A 19436-nucleotide genomic window follows, 5' to 3' on the forward strand; every position below is an offset into this window, starting at 1 on the left:
TGCCTGTGCTGTGGCGACTTCCTTTTGCGCATTAGCTACAGCTGTATCTGCTTGTTGCAACTGCCCTTGTGCGGTTTTTAGGGCTTGTTGAGCTTGTTGGAGTTGCTGCCCTCCCCCAGCACCACCTCCGCTACTACTCGCTGGAGCTATGGCCTGCAGTAGAGAACCACACAAGGTGGTGGCCAGCACAAAGCTTAGGGGTGTTTTGGATTGTTTGGAAAATTTGGACTTAGAAACTTTGCTTTTAGAGATATGTGTCATGGCGTGTTCCTACTATCCTTGTTTTGGGGGCAAAGGGACGGGCTGGGTATTCTGAGGATCAAAGGGATTTGGCTGAATCTTATCGAGCACATAACCCGGAGTGGTTGTCTGTGTGCCCTTGGTCATGTTGGAATACTGAAACCCCACTGCGCCATAAAAGCCATTATTTTCGGCTTGCAACATGCCTGAAACAGGGAGGGTGAGCCCCGCAACAGAGGTAAGAAGGACTGAACGGAAAACATGCATGGAAGCTCCTTTAACTTTTGGGGTCAAAAGTATTAGAGGAACCCAGTTTTGAAGAGGACCTAAGCGACAACAATAAAATTTGGGCAGCCGAGGACCACCTCCAACCCTAGGATAAACCCTAGGATAAACCCTAGGATAAACCCTAGGAACTCTAAACCTTGCCGGAACTTTATTATAGCACAGAATCCCCAAGTTGTTGCATTTTCAAGGCCTTTTGGCAAAAATCTCTTAGGGCAACGAAGTTTTTAGAATAGCAGAGGCTGGATGCTGTCCTCCTGCTCGATATCCTCTTGCAAGGGAGTGTTTTGGGTGGAGTAGTAGGTCTCTCCATTGATCTTTTGAGCGATCACGCCCTCAGGGATTTTAAAACGCCTCTCTAAAGCCGGGTTGAGCTGCAGGGCGCGTTCTAGGAAATCTGCAAAGACGGGTGCTGCTATAACCCCTCCGGCCATTCCATGCCCGATGCTGCTATTGTCGTCCCGCCCAAACCACACAATGGCTTGCAGATTTGGGCTAAAGCCACAAAACCATCCGTCCACATAGTTGTTGGATGTACCCGTTTTACCCGCCACTTCTATGCCGGGCACATGGGCGCGTCTCCCCGTGCCCCGTTCTACCACCTCCTTGAGAATGGAGAGAGTGAGCCAGGCTTGGGCTTTGGAGAGAATGGGTTTGGGGGGAATTACTTGGAGCAATTTGGGATTTCCCTGCGCATCAATGACATCAGAAATCAAAACGGGTTCTAAGAGTGTGCCATAATTGGAAAAGAGGGAGTATTGCATGCTTGCTTCTAAAGGGGAAATCTCAAAGCTTCCTAGAGAAATGGACATGTTTTTGGGCAAATTAGCAAACCCAAAATCGCTCAAGCCTTGATAAATGGCGTCAAATCCAACTGTGTCCACCAAATTGATCGTGGCTAGGTTAATGGAGTTAACCAGTGCTTTTTTCAGTGTAATGAGCCCGGAAAACTTGCGGTTGTAATTCTTGGGACGCCAACTTCTCGAACCACTGGTGTTGAAAGTGCGCGCGACATCGGGGATCAAAGACGCGCTGGAGAGGCCATGTTCAAAGGCAATCTGATAGATAAAGGGCTTGACACTGCTTCCAAACTGGCGTTTGGCCTGTGTGGTGCGGTTGAAAGAACTCTTGCTATAATCCACCCCTCCCACCATTGCCAAAATATGCCCTGTATGGGTGTCGGTTACGACAATGGCCCCATTGAGTGTGCTGTCATGATCTTCGTGTAGGCGCGCGATTGCATTCTCATAGCCGCGTATCAAGGCATCACGCGCGAGGTTTTGATAATCCAAATCGATGAAAAGCTTGATCGTGTAGCCCCCCGTTTTTAAGTCGGGCAGGAAACCTAGAGTGCGCACCACTTCGTCCACCACATAGGGGGCAACATTTTGGGTGGTGGTGGTGCGATAGACTTTGGGGACTTCTGCTAAGGCACTCTGCATTTCTTGATCGGTAATCCAGCCCAGATTGGCCATGCGCCGCACAATGCTATTAGCCCGTGTGAGAGAGAAATCTAAATGCTTCGTAGGATCGTAAAAAGAGGGAGCCCTGGGAAGTGCCATGAGCATGGTGATTTCTTTGAGAGTAAGGGCTTTGAGGGGTTTTTTAAAATAGCCCAAGCTGGCCGTTTTAACCCCATAAAATCCATGCCCAAAGAAGGTCTGGTTTAGGTAACGCTCTAAGATTGCCTCTTTGCTGAGTTTTTGCTCCAATTTGAGGGCGAGCACCACTTCTTTAATCTTGCGATCCAAGGTCTTTTCACGGGTGAGTAGCATGTTTTTGACCAGCTGTTGGGTGAGAGTGCTCCCCCCCTCGCTGTATTTTTGATGGCGCAAATTCTTGAGAAATGCGCGCATGATCGCATCCAAATTGATCCCATTGTGCTCGAAAAAGAGTGTGTCTTCGACTGCAAGCAAGGCTTCGACCATTTTAGGGGGGATTTCCTCAAAGGGAGCGTAAATGCGAAATTCGCGATCGTAGAGATTAGCAATCAAGCGCCCTTTGGCATCCAAAATCTTGCTAGCTAGGTCAGGTTTATAGTGCACAATTTTTTGCACTTCTCCCCCTGCCTCACCCCACAAAAATAGCAAATACCCCCCACCCACAACACCCCCAATGAGCACGGGCAAGATGAAAAGAACCCAAAGAATTTTTTTTACGATTTGCATTTAGAACTTTTTCTTATTGGCATCTTCTAGGATTTCTGAAGAAATACGATCGATATTATTGCTCACTTCTAGGGAGGTGTGGGCGATCTCCAGATTATATGCAGTGTCTGTTTTGAATGCATCTAGGGTGGTGTTGATGCTCTCCACATTCTGGGCTTGTATCCTGATGGATTCGCTCGTGTCCCCAATGCTTTGGGCTAACACATTGATATTGCTCTCAATTTCGCCCAAAGACCTTTGGGTGCGCTCAGCGAGTTTACGCACTTCATCAGCTACGACGGCAAAGCCTCGCCCATGTTCACCTGCGCGTGCGGCTTCAATAGCGGCATTGAGGGCAAGTAAATTAGTTTGATCGGCAATGTCCTTGATGATTTCTACAATATTTTTAATGTCCTGCCCTTGGGCAATCATCGCTTCACTCTGCGTGCTGATCTCTTGAATACTAGCCGTGATGTCATGAATGGATTGGGAAGTGGCGATCAGGCTTTGATTCTGTTGGTTGGCGCTCTTTTTGAGATTATCGACGCAACTTTTGAGATTCTTAGATTCTTCATCGAGTGCGCTGGCAAAACGCAGGGAAGTTTGCAACATCTTTTTAATCTCTAGACCCAAGGCATCTAAGGTGTATTCCATTTCCCCGGAGGGCTGGGCGATCCCTTGGGAAAAATCCAGGGCTTGGTAACGCGTAAAGACTTCGTTGATGTTTTGCATGTGTAAGCCGATGCGTTGGCGTAAAAAGGCGATCATTTCATTGAAAAATTGTTTGAGTTGGACAAGGTCTTCACTAGCAGGCGTAGCGCTGATTTCCTGGGTAAAATTACCTTGTTTGATTTCTTGGACTACCAGTGAAACATTTTGCATGCACGCTGAATCGACCCTTACGCGCTCTTGAATCTTGAGGATATTTTCATTGATGGAGTGTTGCATAATTCCAATTTCATCATAGCTTGAAACAGGCTTGGGGGTGATATTAGCACGGACCTCGTTATTGAGCAGACGGAAAAAGGCACTCAAGGTATTGGAGAGCTCCCTAATGGGCTTGCTGATGAAATAACGCATGAGTACTAAGATGATTCCTATCATGGCAATTACAATTAAAATGGAGGCGATAAAGATGAGTGTATACACTTCACGCGAAAGGCTGTAGACTTTCTTTTTGGCGATCCATCTGCCCACTACCCATTTTGAACTGAAATTATCATGCTTGATATTGGCACAAATGTCGAAGGTTTTGACGACCAGAAACGCGTCCTCTTTAGTGCTCAGGGTGTGATACTCCAAAAACCCCGATTTATTTTGGCGGATAAAATCTTGAAGCATGCGTGCGCTAGGGCTGGGGTTAGCATCAGCTAAAAGACGGCCTCGCATCTCCGGATTGAGGAGGGGATTGCTCATGGTGAGCACTGTTCCATCTTGCTGGAGCAAAAAGGTGTCTTGATTTTTTCTAAAAGCTAATAGTAAGATGTTAGAAGCATCTACAAACACGCTGACTACTCCAATTGTGCGCCCCTCTTTAACCATGGGTATGGCTATCTCAAATCCAAAATATTGCCCAGACCCCACTCTTTGAAAAACAACGGGACTTTTGCGCATGGCCACACCCTTCATCGCTTCATCCATGAGGGAATCTACTCCATCTTGTTGCATGACTTTAAAATCAGCCTCTTGTCTGTATATTACCTTGGTTATACGAGGGGTGCTGGTGTAGTGAATTTTAAGTTGTTTGACATCGGAGTTCTCAAATAGAAATTTCTTGAGCCATTGCAGTTGTTTTTCTTCCTGCGTGGGCGAAATAGTGGCTAGTCCTGTGGCGAATTTTTGAAATTCATCAAATACACGGCCAATGACCCGCTGGAATCTAGCTGCCACTTCATCTGTGCCCTCTGTCAATTGTTCAATAGCGTGCTCTCTGCTGGCCTCCTGCACCTTAGTGTCGATGATCCAACCTAGAATCCCAATTGAAATAACCAATACACTGCACAATACGATCAAAACTTTCGTGGCAATCCTAGCGCGTTTTAACACGGCAAACTCCTAGAGCGTAGTTTTTAAACTCATAAGAAGCTTTAAAAATCTTTTTTTAAAATTTCTTCTACTTTTAGAATGGAGACAAGTTTATCCTCTCGCTTACCGATCCCAAAGATGAGCTGGTTGTTCTCTAAGAGGGTTTCAGGCACAGGGTCGATGTCGGATTGTTTGATGCGGATGGCTTCTGTGAGGCGGTCAATATAAAAGCCAGCAATTTGGTCATTGTGGCGCACCACTAGATAACGCATATCCTTATTGAGCTTTTCAGCAGGCAGACCAAATTTGAGGCGTAGACTAATGAGGGGGAAGACATTGCCCCGTAAATTGAACACCCCCAACACATAATTAGGCGTTTCGGGCACACGGGTATACCCAATGGGCTTGACAATTTCTAAGATATTGAGAATGGGAATGGCGTATTCCTCACTCCCAATAATAAACCCGATGAATTGTAAAATCTCTTCCGTGTCCTCAGCCTTGATTTCATCTTTGTTTTTCTGCTTGTCAAAGATTTCCTTGAGGGCCATTGCGTCTTTCATGCTCTCTCCTTAATTTTCCAATTTGATGCTTCGTTTCACGACATTGGCCAGGTATTCTGGGCTATAGGGCTTGGTGATGTATTCTGTCATGCCACTCTCTACACCACGAATGCGATCGGTTTTAGTGACTCTTGAGGTTACAGCGATAAGGGGCAGATTTTTAAACTTATTGTATTTTCGTACCTCAGAAGCAAAGGCATAACCATCCATCTTGGGCATTTCAATATCCACCAATATGGCATCAGGCACTTTATCCGCATTTTTGACCATTTCTAAGCCCTCTAACCCATTTGTGGCCTCGATCACGGTTACTCCTAGGGATTTTAAAGACTTGCGCATCATCGCCCGATCCGTGCTGCTGTCATCAATTGCCAAAACTACATAATCGCTGGGTGTATTTTTGGCACTGGAATTTTGGGCCTGGTCGATGAGATTATTGACATTCACCTTGACATTTTTAGCCATTTCCATCATAGTGCCTACATCCACGATGAGGGTGATTTTGCCATCTCCACGCACCGTGGCCCCGGCGATTCCCTTGGTGCTTTTGAGGTAATAGCCTAAAGACTTGATCACCACCTCCTCTTGCCCAATCAAGTAATCCACAATCACCCCGATCTTCTGATCGGCTAGACCGATGATCACCACATACACCTCTTTGGAAGCCTCTAAGATCGCATCGACCTTGAATATGTCGGCCAAACGCACCAAAGAGAGCACTTCATCGCGCAGACGCAACACACTCTTTCCATCCACGCTATAGATTTCATCTTGACTAATGCGCACAGTCTCTAGCACCGAAGAGAGGGGAATGGCATAGTACTCCTCTTGCACTCCTACCAGCAAGGCCTGAATGATGGCTAAAGTGAGTGGGATTTTGAGCTTCTGGGTGGTCTTAACTCCTATCTCCGATTCTAGCTCGATAATCCCATTGAGTTTTTCGATATTGGTTTTGACCACATCCATTCCCACGCCCCGCCCTGAGACATTGCTCAAAGTCTTGGCCGTGGAGAAACCGGGCTTGAAGATAATATTTAAAGCTTCTTTATCCGTCATGCCCGCCGCTTCCCTTTCTGTAATCACGCCCTTCTCAATAGCTTTTTCCTTGAGTTTTTCTGGATCAAGCCCTGCTCCATCGTCAGTAATCTTGATCACGATGTGGTTGCCCTCATTGTAAGCGCTCAATTCCACGCGTCCCATTTCAGGCTTGCCCAACATTTTGCGATCCTCAGGCTTTTCAATGCCGTGGTCGCAAGAGTTACGGATAATGTGAATGAGTGGATCGCCAATCTCCTCCACAATGGACTTGTCTAGCTCCGTTTCTTCTCCATCAATGACTAATTCAATGCTCTTGCCCAATTCCCGACTCAAGTCACGCACCATGCGGGGGAATTTGTTAAAGACCTTACCAATGGGCTGCATGCGTGTCTTCATCACGGCGAGCTGTAGGTCTGTGGTTACTGCTGAAATGGAAGAGACCACTTGATTGAGCTCCTCTAGGAATTTCTCCCCATCGTAGCGTTCTTCCACATCCCCATAAATACGAATCAAGCGGTTTTTGCCTAACACCAATTCCCCGATGAGATTCATCAAGTGATCTAAGCGGCGCACATCCACGCGCACGGTTTGCTCCACTCCTAGGGCAACAGATTTATCCTGCTCTTTTTTAGAACCCTTACTCGCAGTGCTGGTCGGTTTAGCTGGAGTGGCTTTGGCAGGTGCTGGGGTTTCCAGGGTCTGCGGAGTAGGGGGTGGTGGAGGGGCTTTAGCTGCTTCTTCTTTCTTTTGCGCGCGGCGCGCTTTGTCAGCTTCCTGACGGATTTTCAAGAGTCGTTCGATCTCTTTTTCCACCTCTTCAGAGCTCATATTACTATAATCCGCTTCTGGTTCGCAGGCCAGAGGATTATCCAAATTTTGAGAAGGCTGGCTAGATGGGGTTTGATCGGAGGGAGGAGCGGGGGTTTCTGGGGGAGGAGTAGGAGCTGCTTCTTGAGGAGGAGGTGTGGCGCTTTCTGGATTGCCCTGCGCAATGGTTTGCAATTCCTTGACAATGCCTGAAATATCTAAACCGGCATTGGCATCTGAACCCGTATTACGAATAGTAACCAACAAGGTTTTCATCATGTCTACCGAGCGCAACACCACATCCATGACATCCGGGGTGATTTGGAGTTCATTCTTGCGTGCGCGGTTGAGCACATCTTCCATGTTGTGGGTTAAATGAGTGAGGGTGTCTAGGTTGAGGAAAGAGCTTGAGCCTTTGATGGTATGCGCTACCCTGAAAATACGATTGAGCAAATCCAAATCGTCCGGGGTGTGCTCCAACTCCACCAGGTCCTGGTCAAGCTGTTCATTCATCTCAAAGGCTTCAACTAAAAAATCCTCCATGATCTCGCGCATATCATCCATATTTAGCACCTTTGTTTAAGTTTGTTACATTATACTCGTTTTTGCTTATCCTAGAATTTTGGCCACTTCCTCGGCAAAGCGGTTGGCATCAAATTTTACCAGGTAGCCTTTCACCCCTAGGTCTAGTGCCTTTCGTGCGCTATAATCATCGCAAATTGAGGAGTTAAACAATACGGGAATATCCGCAAAACGCATGTCTTCTTGGATTTTGGAAAAGAAGTTATATCCATCCATCTTAGGCATTTCCACATCCGATACGATGAGCTTGAGCACACGATTCAAATTGTCTCCATGTTGCTCGTAGAGTTGCTCTAATTTGGCTAACCCGTCCTCTCCATTCACAGCTTCCACCACATCAAAACCCAACTGCATGAGAGTATTTCTAATGATCTTGCGTGCGGCCTTGCTATCGTCTAAAAATAACGCTGTGCCCTCAAATTTCTTGGTATGCTGTTCTGCAAGAGTATCCCTAGAGGTGCGCTCCACATGCAATTCAAAATCATTCAACACGCTCTCTAAATCTAAAATCAATAGGGTCTTATCTCCCTCGATTTTGGTTGTGCCCGTGATGCGGTCCTTGCCGGCATTATTGTGCGCACTAAAAACAGCGGGTCTAACATCGTTCCAACTAATGCGTCGGATGCGTTTGGCCTCATGCACGATGAAACCCATCTTGACATTGCTAAACTCAGTAATCACCACCACTTTTTCCTCAATGCGCGCGCTATCTTCCACAATGCCCAACCAAATGGAAAGATCGATAAGAGGCATTACAATAGAACGCAGGTCAAAGACCCCTACGACATAGTCTAAATGTGTGGGGAACTCGAAGACCTCAGGCATCATGATGATCTCTTGCACCTTAGCGACATTGATCCCATAAATCCCCTCATAGGGTTGATCGCCCTGCAGACCAAAAATACGAAAATCTACCAGTTCGATCTCCCCTAGATTTAGAGCCGTGTCCAGACTTTGCTCGGTCATACCATACCCCATAGTGTTCTTGGCCCGAATTTTACCCTAATTTCATCAGTTTTCAGACATGGTTTTGAGAGTGGAAATCAGGCGTGTATTATAAAAACTGGGCAGTCCCCAGTAGTGTTCCTGCGTGTGTGGATGTTGGTAGTATGCACCAATGTGAAAATGCCCTTCAACCACACCATCCAAATTCAAGCCTTTTTTTTGTGCATGCGCACGATATAGGTCTAAACGCTTTTGAGCAAAGTGCGCCCATTCAGTTTGGCTTAACTCCAAAGTTTTAATGCGTTTAGCATCGATGCGTTCTTGTATATGGGGGTATAAGTTAGGAAACACCTTATCTAAATAGCCTAGGATATTCCCTGAACGCCTTAATAGAGAGATATAAAACTCATACCCACACCCCACAAAGAAGTCCCCATGCGCTAAAGCAAGAAGGCGATCTTGGTAGAGAAAAAAGGCAGGCTGTTGTGCCCTAGAATAGATACGGACATGTTGGAAGTGAGAGAGGGAATGCAAGGCTAGATCGTGATTGCCCTCAAAGTAAAAAACCTGTGTCCTATGGCTAAGAGTCTGGATTTTCTCTAAAATAGCTTGGTGAGGGATTACGCTACTAGCGATTTTGCCTACTAAAACATGAAAAATATCCCCCATCAAAAACACCTGCTTAGGGGGCGCATCTAAAAGTTGGTCTAAAAGAAGGGGGAATGCAGGGTCACCCTGCTTGTGGTGAGCGTCTGCGATGAAGATCGCGTCGCTGGAGAGAGAGGGACAAGAGGCACGATTCACCCTCCCCCCATGAATTGCAAACATTCTAGGCGGTCGTTGTCCTGTAATTGTGTGTGTGCCCAGTCTTCTTTCTTGACCACTACACTGTTACGGGCTATAGCACACACCTGCTCATTAATGCCTAACTCCTCCACAAGGGTTTGAACATTCAATGCCTGTTCAAACTGCCTAGATTGTCCATTGATGATCAAATGCATGGTTCTCCTTTATGCGTGATAATTGGGGGCTTCTTTGGTAATGTCCACATCGTGCACATGGGATTCTCGCAAACCCGCAGCTGTAATCTGCACAAATTGGGCATTTTTAGTGAATGTGGGAATATCTGGCGCGCCCAAATAACCCATCGAGGCGCGCAAGCCTCCCACAAGCTGGTAGAGGATGTCTGCGATCTTGCCCCGATAGGGCACGCGCCCCTCAATACCCTCTGGGACAAGCTTCTCTGAGGCTAACCCTTCTTGAAAATAGCGATCCGAGCTCCCTCTACTCATCGCTCCAATGCTTCCCATGCCTCGATAACTCTTGTACTGCCTGCCTTGATAGATGAGGGTGTCCCCTGGGGATTCTTGCGTGCCCGCGATCAAACTCCCCACCATCACACAGGACGCACCTACTGCCAACGCCTTGGCCACATCTCCAGAATACCTAATCCCCCCATCGGCAATGACGGGGATATTATGTTGTTTAGCTTCTTGATAACACCCATCAATTGCGCTAATCTGGGGCATGCCCACTCCGGCCACAATCCGGGTTGTGCAGATGCTTCCTGGACCAATGCCCACCTTAACTCCATCAGCCCCTGCACTGATGAGGTCTTTGGTAGCTTGTGCGGTCACCACATTGCCCACCACTACATCTACGGCGAGCTCTTTTTTAACCGCTTCTAGGGTATTTAAAACATTGCGTGAATGCCCATGTGCACTGTCCAAAACCAGCACATCCACCCCGGCTTTGACTAGAGCACGCGCCCGATCAAGCTGATTAGCCCCAATGGCCGCACCTACCCGTAAGCGCCCAAACGCATCTTTATTAGCGTGGGGATATTCGATACGCTTTTGAATATCTTTAATCGTGATGAGCCCCTTGAGCACCTTACGATCATCAACTAGTGGTAGCTTTTCAATTTTGTGTTGATGCATAATGGCCTGGGCTTGATCTAAACTTATCCCTACTGGAGCGGTGATCAACGCGTCTTTGGTCATCACCGCGCCCACTTTCTTGCTCCAATCGGTTTCAAAACGCATATCGCGATTAGTTAAAATCCCAATTAAAATGCCTTGTGCATCGATCACGGGTACACCTGAAATCTTATAATTATCCGCAATGGCTTTAGCCTCTCCTAGCGAAGCCTCTGCGTGGACATAAATGGGGTCGTGTATGACTCCGCTCTCGCTTTTTTTAACTTTAAGTACCTGTTGCACTTGTGCTTCAATATCCATGTTTTTATGGATAATTCCAATACCCCCCAGCCGCGCTATCGCGATTGCGGTGTCAAACTCTGTAACCGTGTCCATCGCTGCGCTCACAAAGGGGATATTCAAGTCAATGTTTGTACTCAGCTTGGAAACTAAACTCACCTCCTTGGGTAAAACCTCCGAATAAGCAGGCACGAGCAACACATCTTCAAAAGTGAGGGCTGTTTTTAGGAGTTGCATAACTATCCTTCTAACTCTAAGATTTCCTCCAAGCCATAGGCCACATCTAAAATCCGTTGTTCTTCAAAAGCAGGTCCGATAAATTGCATGCCAATGGGCAATTTTCCATGGTAGGCTACGGGCAGAGAGATTGCAGGTAAACCAGCCAAATTTACCCCCACGGTGTAGATATCGCTCAGATACATTTCCAGAGGGGTAGCGTGTGCGTTAAACTCAGGGGCTACGCAGGGGGCTACGGGAGCAAAGATCACCTCTGCGTCCTCAAAAAGCCTTTTATACTCGTGCACGATATGTGCACGCGCCCTTTGCGCCTTGAGGTAGTAAGCCTCGTAATAGCCACTGCTCAAGACAAAATTCCCCAGCATGATGCGCCTCTTCACCTCAGCCCCAAACCCTTTAGAGCGCGTTTTTATGTAAAGCTCTTTGAGGTCCTTACCCTTTAGGCGTTTTCCATAACGCACCCCATCAAAACGCGCCAAATTCGAACAAGCCTCCGCTGTGCTCAAAATGTAATACGCAGCGATGTGGTGCTTGTGATCTCCGATGCGCTGGGACACCAAAGTATGCCCCATTTTCTCTAAGATGTGTAGACTATCTGTGTAGGCCTTTTGCACTTCTACGCTTGCATCTTTGAGGGCTTCTTCCAACACCCCTATACGCAAAGCCCGCTTAGGATCAAGATGCTTAAAAGTCTGGCTTGCCTCTAGGACTACACTGGTAGAATCCTTAGGATCATGCCCACTGATGGCATCTAGGAGAATCGCACAATCACGCACATTCTGGGTAATGGGGCCAATTTGATCCAAACTGGAACTATAGGCCACCAAACCATAGCGACTCACCCGCCCATAAGTGGGTTTGAGCCCCACGCAGCCACAATAACTTGCTGGCTGGCGGATGGAGCCCCCCGTATCACTTCCTAAAGCGGCAATGGCTACCCCCCCAGCAACTGCGCTTGCACACCCCCCCGAGCTCCCTCCGGGCACATGATCGGTGTCTCTAGGGTTTTTAACCGGTCCATAGCAACTCGATTCGCTCGTGCTGCCCATGGCAAACTCGTCCATATTAGCCAAACCAAAGGCGCACATACCATGTTGGTGTAAACGATCGATAGCAGTAGCATTATAAGGGGCGATATATCCCTGTAAAATTTGACTCCCGCATGTGATCTCCCAACCCTTGACATTGATGTTGTCTTTGATGAGAATAGGTGCGCCCGCACCGCTGGACTTAGGCGCACTAACATAGGCGTTGAGCTCGGATTTTTCTAACACACGCTGGGCTAACTCACATTTGTACTCTTCTAAGGCTTGAGGGGAAAGCTTTAAGGCTTCTTCTAGGGTTAACATGGTCTTCCTAACGATTTTCGCCCTATTCTAACAAATGCAGGGTAAAAACTCTCTAAGGATACTCCACTTCAACTATGGCAGGGCAACTTACCAGCCACGCCGTAAAGCCCCTAGCTTTAGCTATGGGGATAGTTGGCTAGCACCAACATAGCTGTGCTAATATTTGTGCAATCAAGGGGTAATACCCTTGGGGTTGGGGCATCAACCTTTGGAATAGGGAGTGTAAGACTCCAAACGGAGCTGTCCTGCTTGAAGCCGCGATCTCCACTAAAGCTAGAATCCCCTAACTTTAGTTATGGGAGAGTATGTCAAAAATGTAACTTTGCGCACTTCCTGCGCTAGATACGAATATATGGGGGATATTGTACATAATTTTAACGGTGCTCATCTCACCTGCTTAAGACGGGTGAAATTTCTGTCAAAAACAATTGAACCTGTCGCGTCAGCGTTCAAGTTTTCCAGGTGTTTTTAGGCTATAATCGGGGTTTTGATTATCCTTCTAAGGTTGAAGTGTGCAAGTGATCTGCCCTCGTGCGTTGAGCCCCTATCTTTTTTATGTCCAGATCACTGATCGCATGTCTAAAGTGGCAATTCTCATGCACTCTATTCCAACCTGTTTCAAAGTTTTGATGTGCGTGCAGTACGCTAACCAACGGTGGAATTTACCTAGCAATGTGTAAACTCTACACGGTCTTACCACCTCACTATCTAAAACTTTCCATTTGGCACGCTTTCTTAAGGCGGATTTAAAACGGCTCGGGCACGCGTTTAAATCATGGTTTTGTTTTTAAGAAAGGTTATTCACTTATGGAAGAAGGAACACAGACGCACTTAAAGCGCGACATTAAATTACGGCAAGTATTGATGATCGCCTTAGGAGGGACAATAGGGACGGGTTTATTTGTGGGCACGGGGGGCAATATTGCCAGTGCGGGACCTCTGGGCACTCTGCTAGCTTACATTGCAGGTGGAGTGATTGTGTATTCTATTATCCTCTCTTTGGGGGAGCTAGCAAGCGTTTATCCTAGCACGGGGAGTTTTGGGGACTACGCCACGCGCTTTATTGGTCCAGCAACAGGTTACATGGTGTTTTGGATGTATTGGGTGGGCTGGATTGTTACCGTGGCAGTGGAATACTTTGCTGTGGGTGTGCTGATGCAGCGCTGGTTTCCCGGTGTACCCGTGCATTACTGGGTGGTAGCTTGCATTGTGCTTATCTTTATACTCAACGCGTTTTCGGTAAAAATCTTTGCCGAGGGGGAGTTTTTCTTAGCCTCTGTAAAAGTGTTTGCGGTGTTTATTTTCATTGTGCTGGGCGTGATCGGGATTATTTATCAAATCTATTTGCATGGCATAGGAAGTATTTTTGCCAATTTTTACATAGAACACTCCACCAAAGAACTCCAAGAGGGGTTATTTCCTAAGGGGATTCACGCGGTTTTTGGGGCGATTTTGGCAGTGATCTTTGCCTACACGGGCACAGAGATCGTGGGCGTGGCCGCTGGGGAAGCTAAAAACCCTAGCGTGGCAATGCCCAAAGCCATTAAAGCCACTTTGTGGCGCATTGTGTTTTTCTTTTTAGGCTCTGTGATCATTATCTCGGTCTTTTTACCCATGACAGATTCGAGCATCACTAAAAGTCCTTTTGTGAGTGCCCTAGAGCGCATTCCTTTGCCTTTTTTTGGCACGGGGATTCCTTACGCGGCAGATATTATGAATTTTGTCATCATCACCGCCATTCTGTCTACAGCCAACTCAGGGATTTACGCCTCTAGCCGTATGGTTTATGGTTTAGCTCAAAAAAAGATGTTCCCCCCCATCTTTGCCAAACTCAACAAGCAGGGCACACCCGTTTATGCGATGTATTTGTCCATGGCTTGTACCCTTCTGATCATGTTTGGCAATGATTATGTCCAAAATGGCCAGATCAAAAAGATGATAGAGGACCTCATCAACATCATTAGCTTTAGCGTGATCATTGTGTGGATCAGCGTGAGTGTGGCGCAATACAATTTTAGAAAGCAATTCGTAGCTTCAGGCAAATCCTTAGACGAACTCCCCTACCGCGCACCCTTTTTACCTTTGATTCAACTTGTGGGAATTAGTGGATCGATCATTGGGGTCATCGGGGCGTATATGGACCCTGAGCAGCGCGTTGGGGCGTATTTGACAATCGGGTATGCGATTCTATGCTATGTGGGCTATTATCTCACTAAGGACAAGTGGGGCTACCAGCACGAACAAGCGCTTTGATTTGCAAAATTTCGATACAATGCGACACTACTACATTATTCAGGCAAAGGAATTTTATGCGGTTGATAGCGGTGAGTGTAGCATTGGCAATGAGTCTATATGCGGCGGGGGGTGGGCATATTCAAATCCAAGACATGCCAGAGGTTCAAAAACGTGTCGGGGCAGATAGCAGCCCTGATACCATCTATTCTTATAGTAATTCGGTGAAAGAGGCCACGAAGGCTGTCGTGAATATCTCCACTCAAAAAAAAATTAAAAGTAATTTCATGGGTGGGGGATTGTTCAACGATCCCTTTTTCCAGCAGTTCTTTGGCGATCTTTACAATTCTATCCCTAAGGATCGTGTGGAAAGGGCCTTGGGAAGTGGGGTGATCATCTCTGCAGATGGCTATATTGTTACCAACAACCATGTGATAGATGGAGCGGATAAGATCACCGTAACCTTACCAGGGAGCAATAAAGAATATGTGGCCACTTTAGTGGGAACGGATGCAGATGGGGATTTAGCCGTGATCAAGATCAACAAAACAGGTCTTCCCTCTATTAAATTTTCCAATAGTAGCGATATTCTAGTGGGCGATTTGGTCTTTGCGATTGGCAATCCCTTTGGGGTAGGTGAAACCGTAACCCAGGGGATCGTTTCTGCGCTCAATAAAAGCGGGATTGGGATTAACAATTACGAGAATTTTATCCAAACGGACGCGTCTATTAACCCGGGCAACTCAGGAGGCGCGCTTATTGATAGCCGCGGGGGGCTTGTGGGGATCAATACGGCTATTCTCTCACGCACGGGGGGTAACCATGGTGTAGGCTTTGCCATTCCCTCCAATACAGTTAAGAATACAGTCGTGCAACTCATCAAAACCGGCACCATTCACAGAGGTTATTTAGGGGTAGGGATTCAAGATGTCAGCAATGAGCTCGCCCCAAGCTACAATGGTAAAGAAGGAGCAGTGGTGATCAGCATTGAAAAAGATTCGCCGGCCAAAAAAGCGGGGTTAATGATTTGGGATTTAATCACAGAGGTCAATGGTAAGAAAATCAAAAACTCCGCACAGTTGCGCAACACCATCGGCTCTCTTACTCCCAACCAACGCATCACACTCAAGTACATGCGGGATAAAAAAGAATACACCACCACCCTTGTGTTGAGCGAGCGTAAAAATCCTAACAAAAAAGAAACCAGCACAGCCCATGAGGGAGCAAATGGACATCTTAGTGGCTTAAAGGTGCAAACGCTCACCCCCAATATGCGTAAGCAGATGCGTCTCCCCGAAGAAATCCAGGGGGTATTCGTCCAAGAGGTCAAGCCCAATTCTCAAGCGGAGGAACTGGGCTTTAAACACGGAGATATTATCAGTCAAATTGAAATGATCGCGGTGCACAATATTGAGGACTTCAACCGCGCCATGATCAAGTATAAAAACATCCCCAAACGCTTTTTAGTTTTTGATCCCAGTTTGGGGAGTTATAAACAGATTGTCGCTAAGTAAGGCTTTTTTGCGCCCTCTTAGGGGGTGCTTGTGTCCCTAGACCTGAGTGAACAAGCCCTGCAAGCGCGCTTTGCGCGTAATTTAAGTTTTTTCAGCGCGCACCTACCTCAACTCTATGCCCAACTCTTGCTCCCACCTACGCACTACAATTTACTTTGCAACACGCAAGATTTAAACATTATCCATTTGGAGAATGGCGCGTTGTTTTTCCCCGTCGGTAAAATGTTAGATATTGCGCAGGATTGGGCGACACGGATTTTAGACAATCCCAAATGGCAGCTTGTCAGTCATAAAATTGCCTTAGAGGATTTAGATTTAAAAACTCTGCCCCTAACCCATCAAGCATGCCAAGAACTTTTGACTCTAGGCAATGATAAATGCTCTTCTGGTTTAGGTAAGAATTTTTACCCTCCCAGTGCACTCTTTGGTTTGGCAGGGGGTCTGTTTCTAGCGTTACTCTTAGAAGAAGGGGCGTTTTTTCATGCACTCTACATTTATGAGGAACACATCGACTTACTGCGTGTGAGCTGCTTTTTTGTGGACTATGCCCAGCTTTTTAAGGCGACCCCTCCTACAGCCTGCGTGCTCTTTTTAAAGCACATGCCTAATTCCTTATTGCAATTTATATTCCAAACCAAGAGAATTACCCACAGCCTTTTGCACTTAGAATTTAAGCCCTATGAGAGTGAAGCGAGCACTCTAGCCCAACAACATTTTAATGCCCACAAAAAAAGCGCGCTAAGGGGGTGGGGGAGTTTTGAAGATGAGATGTTGGGCTTTAACAACACCTTGAAGAATTTGCAACAATCCCCCCTAGTACTCAACCCTCGCACCTGTAAGCCCTTTAGCGTGCCTATCTGTGTGGTAGGCAATGGCCCTAGTTTAGATAGCTTGTTGGATTTTATTGATGATTATCAAGAACGCATGATTATCTTTAGCTGTGGCACGGCTCTAAAGCCCTTGAAAGCGCGCGGTATTAAGGTAGATTTTCAGATTGAAATCGAGCGCATTGATTACCTAGCAGATGTACTCCAAAACGCGCCCCTAGATCAAACCCCCTTGTTGTACGCCAATATGTGTAACCCGCGTGCGGTAAGTCTGGCCCAAGAGAGCTATATGTTCATGCGCGGGGGAAGTGCGAGCGGGTACATGCTAGGAGATTTAGTCCTAGAGTATAGCGCGCCCTTTGTGGGCAATGCGGGAGTGCGTTTGGCATGCCTCTTTAGCAAGACTCTAATTTTATGTGGGCTGGATTGTGGCTATATTGAAGGGCAAGCTAAACACGCACAGGGCTCTTTTTATGGGGTGGAGCGCGCACACATCCCTAGCGATGCCCTCCAGGTGCGCCCCAACTTTGAACAGGGTAGTCGCGTCTTTGCCGATGGACTTTTTATTCTTTCTAAAGATCAAATGGGCGCGCTCTTTAAAAAATATGCCCCCTTAGTTTATAATCTCTCCCATGGAGCTTACATTGAGCATACACAACCTATGCGATCTAGCGCGCTTAAACTCCCCACTTGCGCCAAAGCCAAAGCCCTTAAACGCCTTAAAAAGGCCTTTGAACTCGCGCCTAAAGCCCCTACCTCTATGCAATTTAGCACCTTATTAACCCCTCTTAAAGAGGCACTAAACTCCCCCATCACGACTAAAAGAGAACTTTATACCTTAGCGGATCGCCTGAGTGCACTTAGCGCGCGTCTGAGCGCACAACACCCCTTTGAGGGCATTTTGTTAGAGGGCACACTCAGCCATTGCTGTATGCACATGCTCGCTAGCGCGCTCTCCCTCCCTCAAGCCCAGATTGCAAACTTTTATATGCATGCCAAAGAGACTATTTTAAAAACCCTAGAGAATATCAGCGCGCAAGTGGGCGAGCAAACCTAGCAGAGCGTCTTTATAGCTCTGTGCACATGCCTCATCTTTGCCCTCAAAGCGCGTTACAAGTGTGGGTGTGGTGTTGCTCGCACGCACCAACCCAAAGCCGTGTTCAAAAATCGCGCGCACCCCATCAATGTTGATTACTTCTAACACGCGCGGAAAATTGGGGGGATAATTTCCTTTTTCCAAAGTTGCTTGCAGCTGCGCCACCAACTTAAATTTCTCAGTTTCGGGCACGCTAATCTTTTCTTCAGGGGTTTTGTAGGAATAAGGTAAAGCGCGCACGCGCTGTTCCAATTGCTCAGGGGTGTGGGCCAAAAAGAGTTCTAAGATACGCAAAGCGGCATAGATCGCATCGTCATAGCCAAAATAGCGATCGTTAAAAAAGAGATGCCCGCTCATCTCAGCAGCAAAGTGGGCGTTGGTTTCCTTGAGCTTGACTTTTAAATTGCTATGCCCCGTCTTATACATCAATGCCTGTCCGATGCTATTAATGCTGTCATACATCACCTGCGAGCATTTCACCTCGCCAATCACGAAAGGTTTAAGCCCGCGCGCGTGCAAATCTTGGGCGAATAAAATTGCCAATTCATCACCTGCATAGGTGTGTGTGGGGGTTAAAAGCGCGATGCGATCAGCGTCCCCATCAAAAGCAAGCCCAATTTTTAAGCCCTTTGCTTGCATGTGGGCTTTCAAATCCTCTAAATTCTTGGCTTCGCTAGGATCGGGGTGGTGATTGGGGAAATGCCCATCGGGGTTAGCATAGAGGCTTTCAAATTTAATGCCTAGCCCACATAAAATGGGTTCTAAACCCAGCCCCCCTACTCCATTGCCAAAATCCAGCCCAAGGGTGTAGGGGAAGTTTTGCAAGTGGCTAAAGGCGGTAGCAAGGTAGTGTTGGTAAAAGCCGATTGCGTTGAGTTTTTTAGAGGTTAGATCGCTGGCTTGGTAGGGCAGGGGGTTATTAGCAATAGACTTAGCGAGCTCTTGGATCGCCTGCCCGTAAAAGGGTTTTTGATCTAGGGTGATCTTAAAGCCATTGTACTCAGAAGGGTTGTGTGAGCCGGTGATCATAATGGAATTAACTACGCGCACGCCTTCTATGCTTTCAAAGGTGGCGAAGTAGGCCACAGGAGTAGGAATCATGCCTAAATCAAAGACTTCTACTCCACTATATGCCAAGCCATTACGCAAATGTGTAAAGAGCTCTTGAGCATGGGTGCGCGCATCATAGCCCACGCCCACGCGTTTATCTTGCATCAAATTCCCCAAATGCGCGCCGATGTTAAACACTACTTCGGGGGCAAGCTGGGTGGACACCACTCCCCTAATGTCGTATTCTCTGAAAATATCTGTTTGTAAGTCCATGCTAATC

The 19436-nt window shown here is 47.0% G+C and carries 15 protein-coding genes; 3 read left to right on the top strand and 12 right to left on the bottom strand.

Going from position 1 to position 19436, the window contains the following annotated elements:
• From KCO92_RS03170 to gatA, 11 genes are all read right to left on the bottom strand, one after another.
• A partial coding sequence (locus KCO92_RS03170; RefSeq protein WP_210647449.1) for a hypothetical protein occupies positions 1 to 261 on the bottom strand: 261 nt, incomplete at its 3' end.
• A gap of 12 nt (positions 262 to 273) precedes the next feature.
• Entirely contained in the window at positions 274 to 507 is a 234-nt protein-coding gene (locus tag KCO92_RS03175; protein WP_104695260.1) for a hypothetical protein, read from the bottom strand.
• A 245-nt stretch (positions 508 to 752) separates the two neighbouring features.
• Complete coding sequence (locus tag KCO92_RS03180; RefSeq protein ID WP_104695264.1) at positions 753 to 2687, bottom strand: transglycosylase domain-containing protein; 1935 nt, start codon at positions 2685 to 2687, stop codon at positions 753 to 755.
• Between the two features lie 6 nt (positions 2688 to 2693).
• On the bottom strand, positions 2694 to 4718 hold the full coding sequence (locus KCO92_RS07580) for a methyl-accepting chemotaxis protein (protein ID WP_104695259.1): 2025 nt from the start codon (positions 4716 to 4718) through the stop codon (positions 2694 to 2696).
• Between the two features lie 41 nt (positions 4719 to 4759).
• The gene (locus KCO92_RS03190) at positions 4760 to 5260 is read right to left on the bottom strand and encodes a chemotaxis protein CheW (protein ID WP_233709725.1); all 501 of its coding nucleotides are present in this window, start codon (positions 5258 to 5260) and stop codon (positions 4760 to 4762) included.
• Between the two features lie 9 nt (positions 5261 to 5269).
• Positions 5270 to 7669, bottom strand: coding sequence for a hybrid sensor histidine kinase/response regulator (locus tag KCO92_RS03195; RefSeq protein ID WP_104695258.1), 2400 nt, complete (start codon positions 7667 to 7669; stop codon positions 5270 to 5272).
• A gap of 45 nt (positions 7670 to 7714) precedes the next feature.
• Positions 7715 to 8653: a chemotaxis protein gene (locus KCO92_RS03200; RefSeq protein WP_104695257.1), complete on the bottom strand. Its 939-nt coding sequence runs from the start codon at positions 8651 to 8653 to the stop codon at positions 7715 to 7717.
• Positions 8654 to 8698: 45 nt separating this feature from the next.
• Positions 8699 to 9436, bottom strand: a complete 738-nt coding sequence (locus tag KCO92_RS03205) for a metallophosphoesterase (RefSeq protein WP_104695256.1) — start codon at positions 9434 to 9436, stop codon at positions 8699 to 8701.
• A complete protein-coding gene (gene thiS, locus KCO92_RS03210) occupies positions 9433 to 9633 on the bottom strand; it encodes a sulfur carrier protein ThiS (protein WP_104695255.1) in 201 nt (66 codons plus the stop codon). Before thiS ends, KCO92_RS03205 begins: the two co-directional genes overlap by 4 nt.
• A 9-nt stretch (positions 9634 to 9642) precedes the next feature.
• Positions 9643 to 11088, bottom strand: a complete 1446-nt coding sequence (guaB, locus tag KCO92_RS03215; protein ID WP_104695254.1) for an IMP dehydrogenase — start codon at positions 11086 to 11088, stop codon at positions 9643 to 9645.
• A 2-nt stretch (positions 11089 to 11090) separates the two neighbouring features.
• Positions 11091 to 12437 carry an Asp-tRNA(Asn)/Glu-tRNA(Gln) amidotransferase subunit GatA gene (gene gatA / locus KCO92_RS03220; RefSeq protein ID WP_104695253.1) on the bottom strand — a complete coding sequence of 449 codons (1347 nt, stop codon included), beginning with the start codon at positions 12435 to 12437 and terminating at the stop codon, positions 11091 to 11093.
• Between the two features lie 807 nt (positions 12438 to 13244).
• On the opposite strand from gatA, the gene KCO92_RS03225 reads away from it, so the two are divergent.
• Genes KCO92_RS03225 through KCO92_RS03235 form a run of 3 tightly spaced genes read left to right on the top strand, consistent with a single transcriptional unit; the run spans position 13245 to position 18067 of the window.
• Complete coding sequence (locus tag KCO92_RS03225) at positions 13245 to 14690, top strand: amino acid permease (protein WP_104695252.1); 1446 nt, start codon at positions 13245 to 13247, stop codon at positions 14688 to 14690.
• A 56-nt stretch (positions 14691 to 14746) separates the two neighbouring features.
• A complete protein-coding gene (locus KCO92_RS03230; RefSeq protein WP_104695251.1) occupies positions 14747 to 16183 on the top strand; it encodes a Do family serine endopeptidase in 1437 nt (478 codons plus the stop codon).
• Between the two features lie 30 nt (positions 16184 to 16213).
• Complete coding sequence (locus tag KCO92_RS03235; protein WP_233710435.1) at positions 16214 to 18067, top strand: 6-hydroxymethylpterin diphosphokinase MptE-like protein; 1854 nt, start codon at positions 16214 to 16216, stop codon at positions 18065 to 18067.
• On the opposite strand, the gene KCO92_RS03240 is transcribed toward KCO92_RS03235, so the two are convergent.
• Positions 18029 to 19429, bottom strand: a complete 1401-nt coding sequence (locus KCO92_RS03240) for a phosphomannomutase/phosphoglucomutase (RefSeq protein ID WP_104695250.1) — start codon at positions 19427 to 19429, stop codon at positions 18029 to 18031. The two genes, KCO92_RS03235 and KCO92_RS03240, sit on opposite strands and share 39 nt — an antisense overlap.
• Positions 19430 to 19436 lie beyond the last annotated feature (7 nt).

The sequence above is a fragment of the Helicobacter salomonis genome, from assembly GCF_017979425.1.
Taxonomy (GTDB): Bacteria; Campylobacterota; Campylobacteria; order Campylobacterales; family Helicobacteraceae; genus Helicobacter; species Helicobacter salomonis.

What these genes read in the sequence shown, in the direction of transcription:
- gatA (WP_104695253.1), bottom strand. Translation starts at nt 12,437, where the DNA reads ATGTTAACCCTAGAAGAAGCCTTAAAGCTTTCCCCTCAAGCCTTAGAA.
- guaB (WP_104695254.1), bottom strand. Translation starts at nt 11,088, where the DNA reads ATGCAACTCCTAAAAACAGCCCTCACTTTTGAAGATGTGTTGCTCGTG.
- thiS (WP_104695255.1), bottom strand. Translation starts at nt 9,633, where the DNA reads ATGCATTTGATCATCAATGGACAATCTAGGCAGTTTGAACAGGCATTG.
- KCO92_RS03200 (WP_104695257.1), bottom strand. Translation starts at nt 8,653, where the DNA reads ATGACCGAGCAAAGTCTGGACACGGCTCTAAATCTAGGGGAGATCGAA.
- KCO92_RS03225 (WP_104695252.1), top strand. Translation starts at nt 13,245, where the DNA reads ATGGAAGAAGGAACACAGACGCACTTAAAGCGCGACATTAAATTACGG.
- KCO92_RS03175 (WP_104695260.1), bottom strand. Translation starts at nt 507, where the DNA reads ATGCATGTTTTCCGTTCAGTCCTTCTTACCTCTGTTGCGGGGCTCACC.
- KCO92_RS03240 (WP_104695250.1), bottom strand. Translation starts at nt 19,429, where the DNA reads ATGGACTTACAAACAGATATTTTCAGAGAATACGACATTAGGGGAGTG.
- KCO92_RS03195 (WP_104695258.1), bottom strand. Translation starts at nt 7,669, where the DNA reads ATGGATGATATGCGCGAGATCATGGAGGATTTTTTAGTTGAAGCCTTT.
- KCO92_RS03190 (WP_233709725.1), bottom strand. Translation starts at nt 5,260, where the DNA reads ATGAAAGACGCAATGGCCCTCAAGGAAATCTTTGACAAGCAGAAAAAC.
- KCO92_RS03230 (WP_104695251.1), top strand. Translation starts at nt 14,747, where the DNA reads ATGCGGTTGATAGCGGTGAGTGTAGCATTGGCAATGAGTCTATATGCG.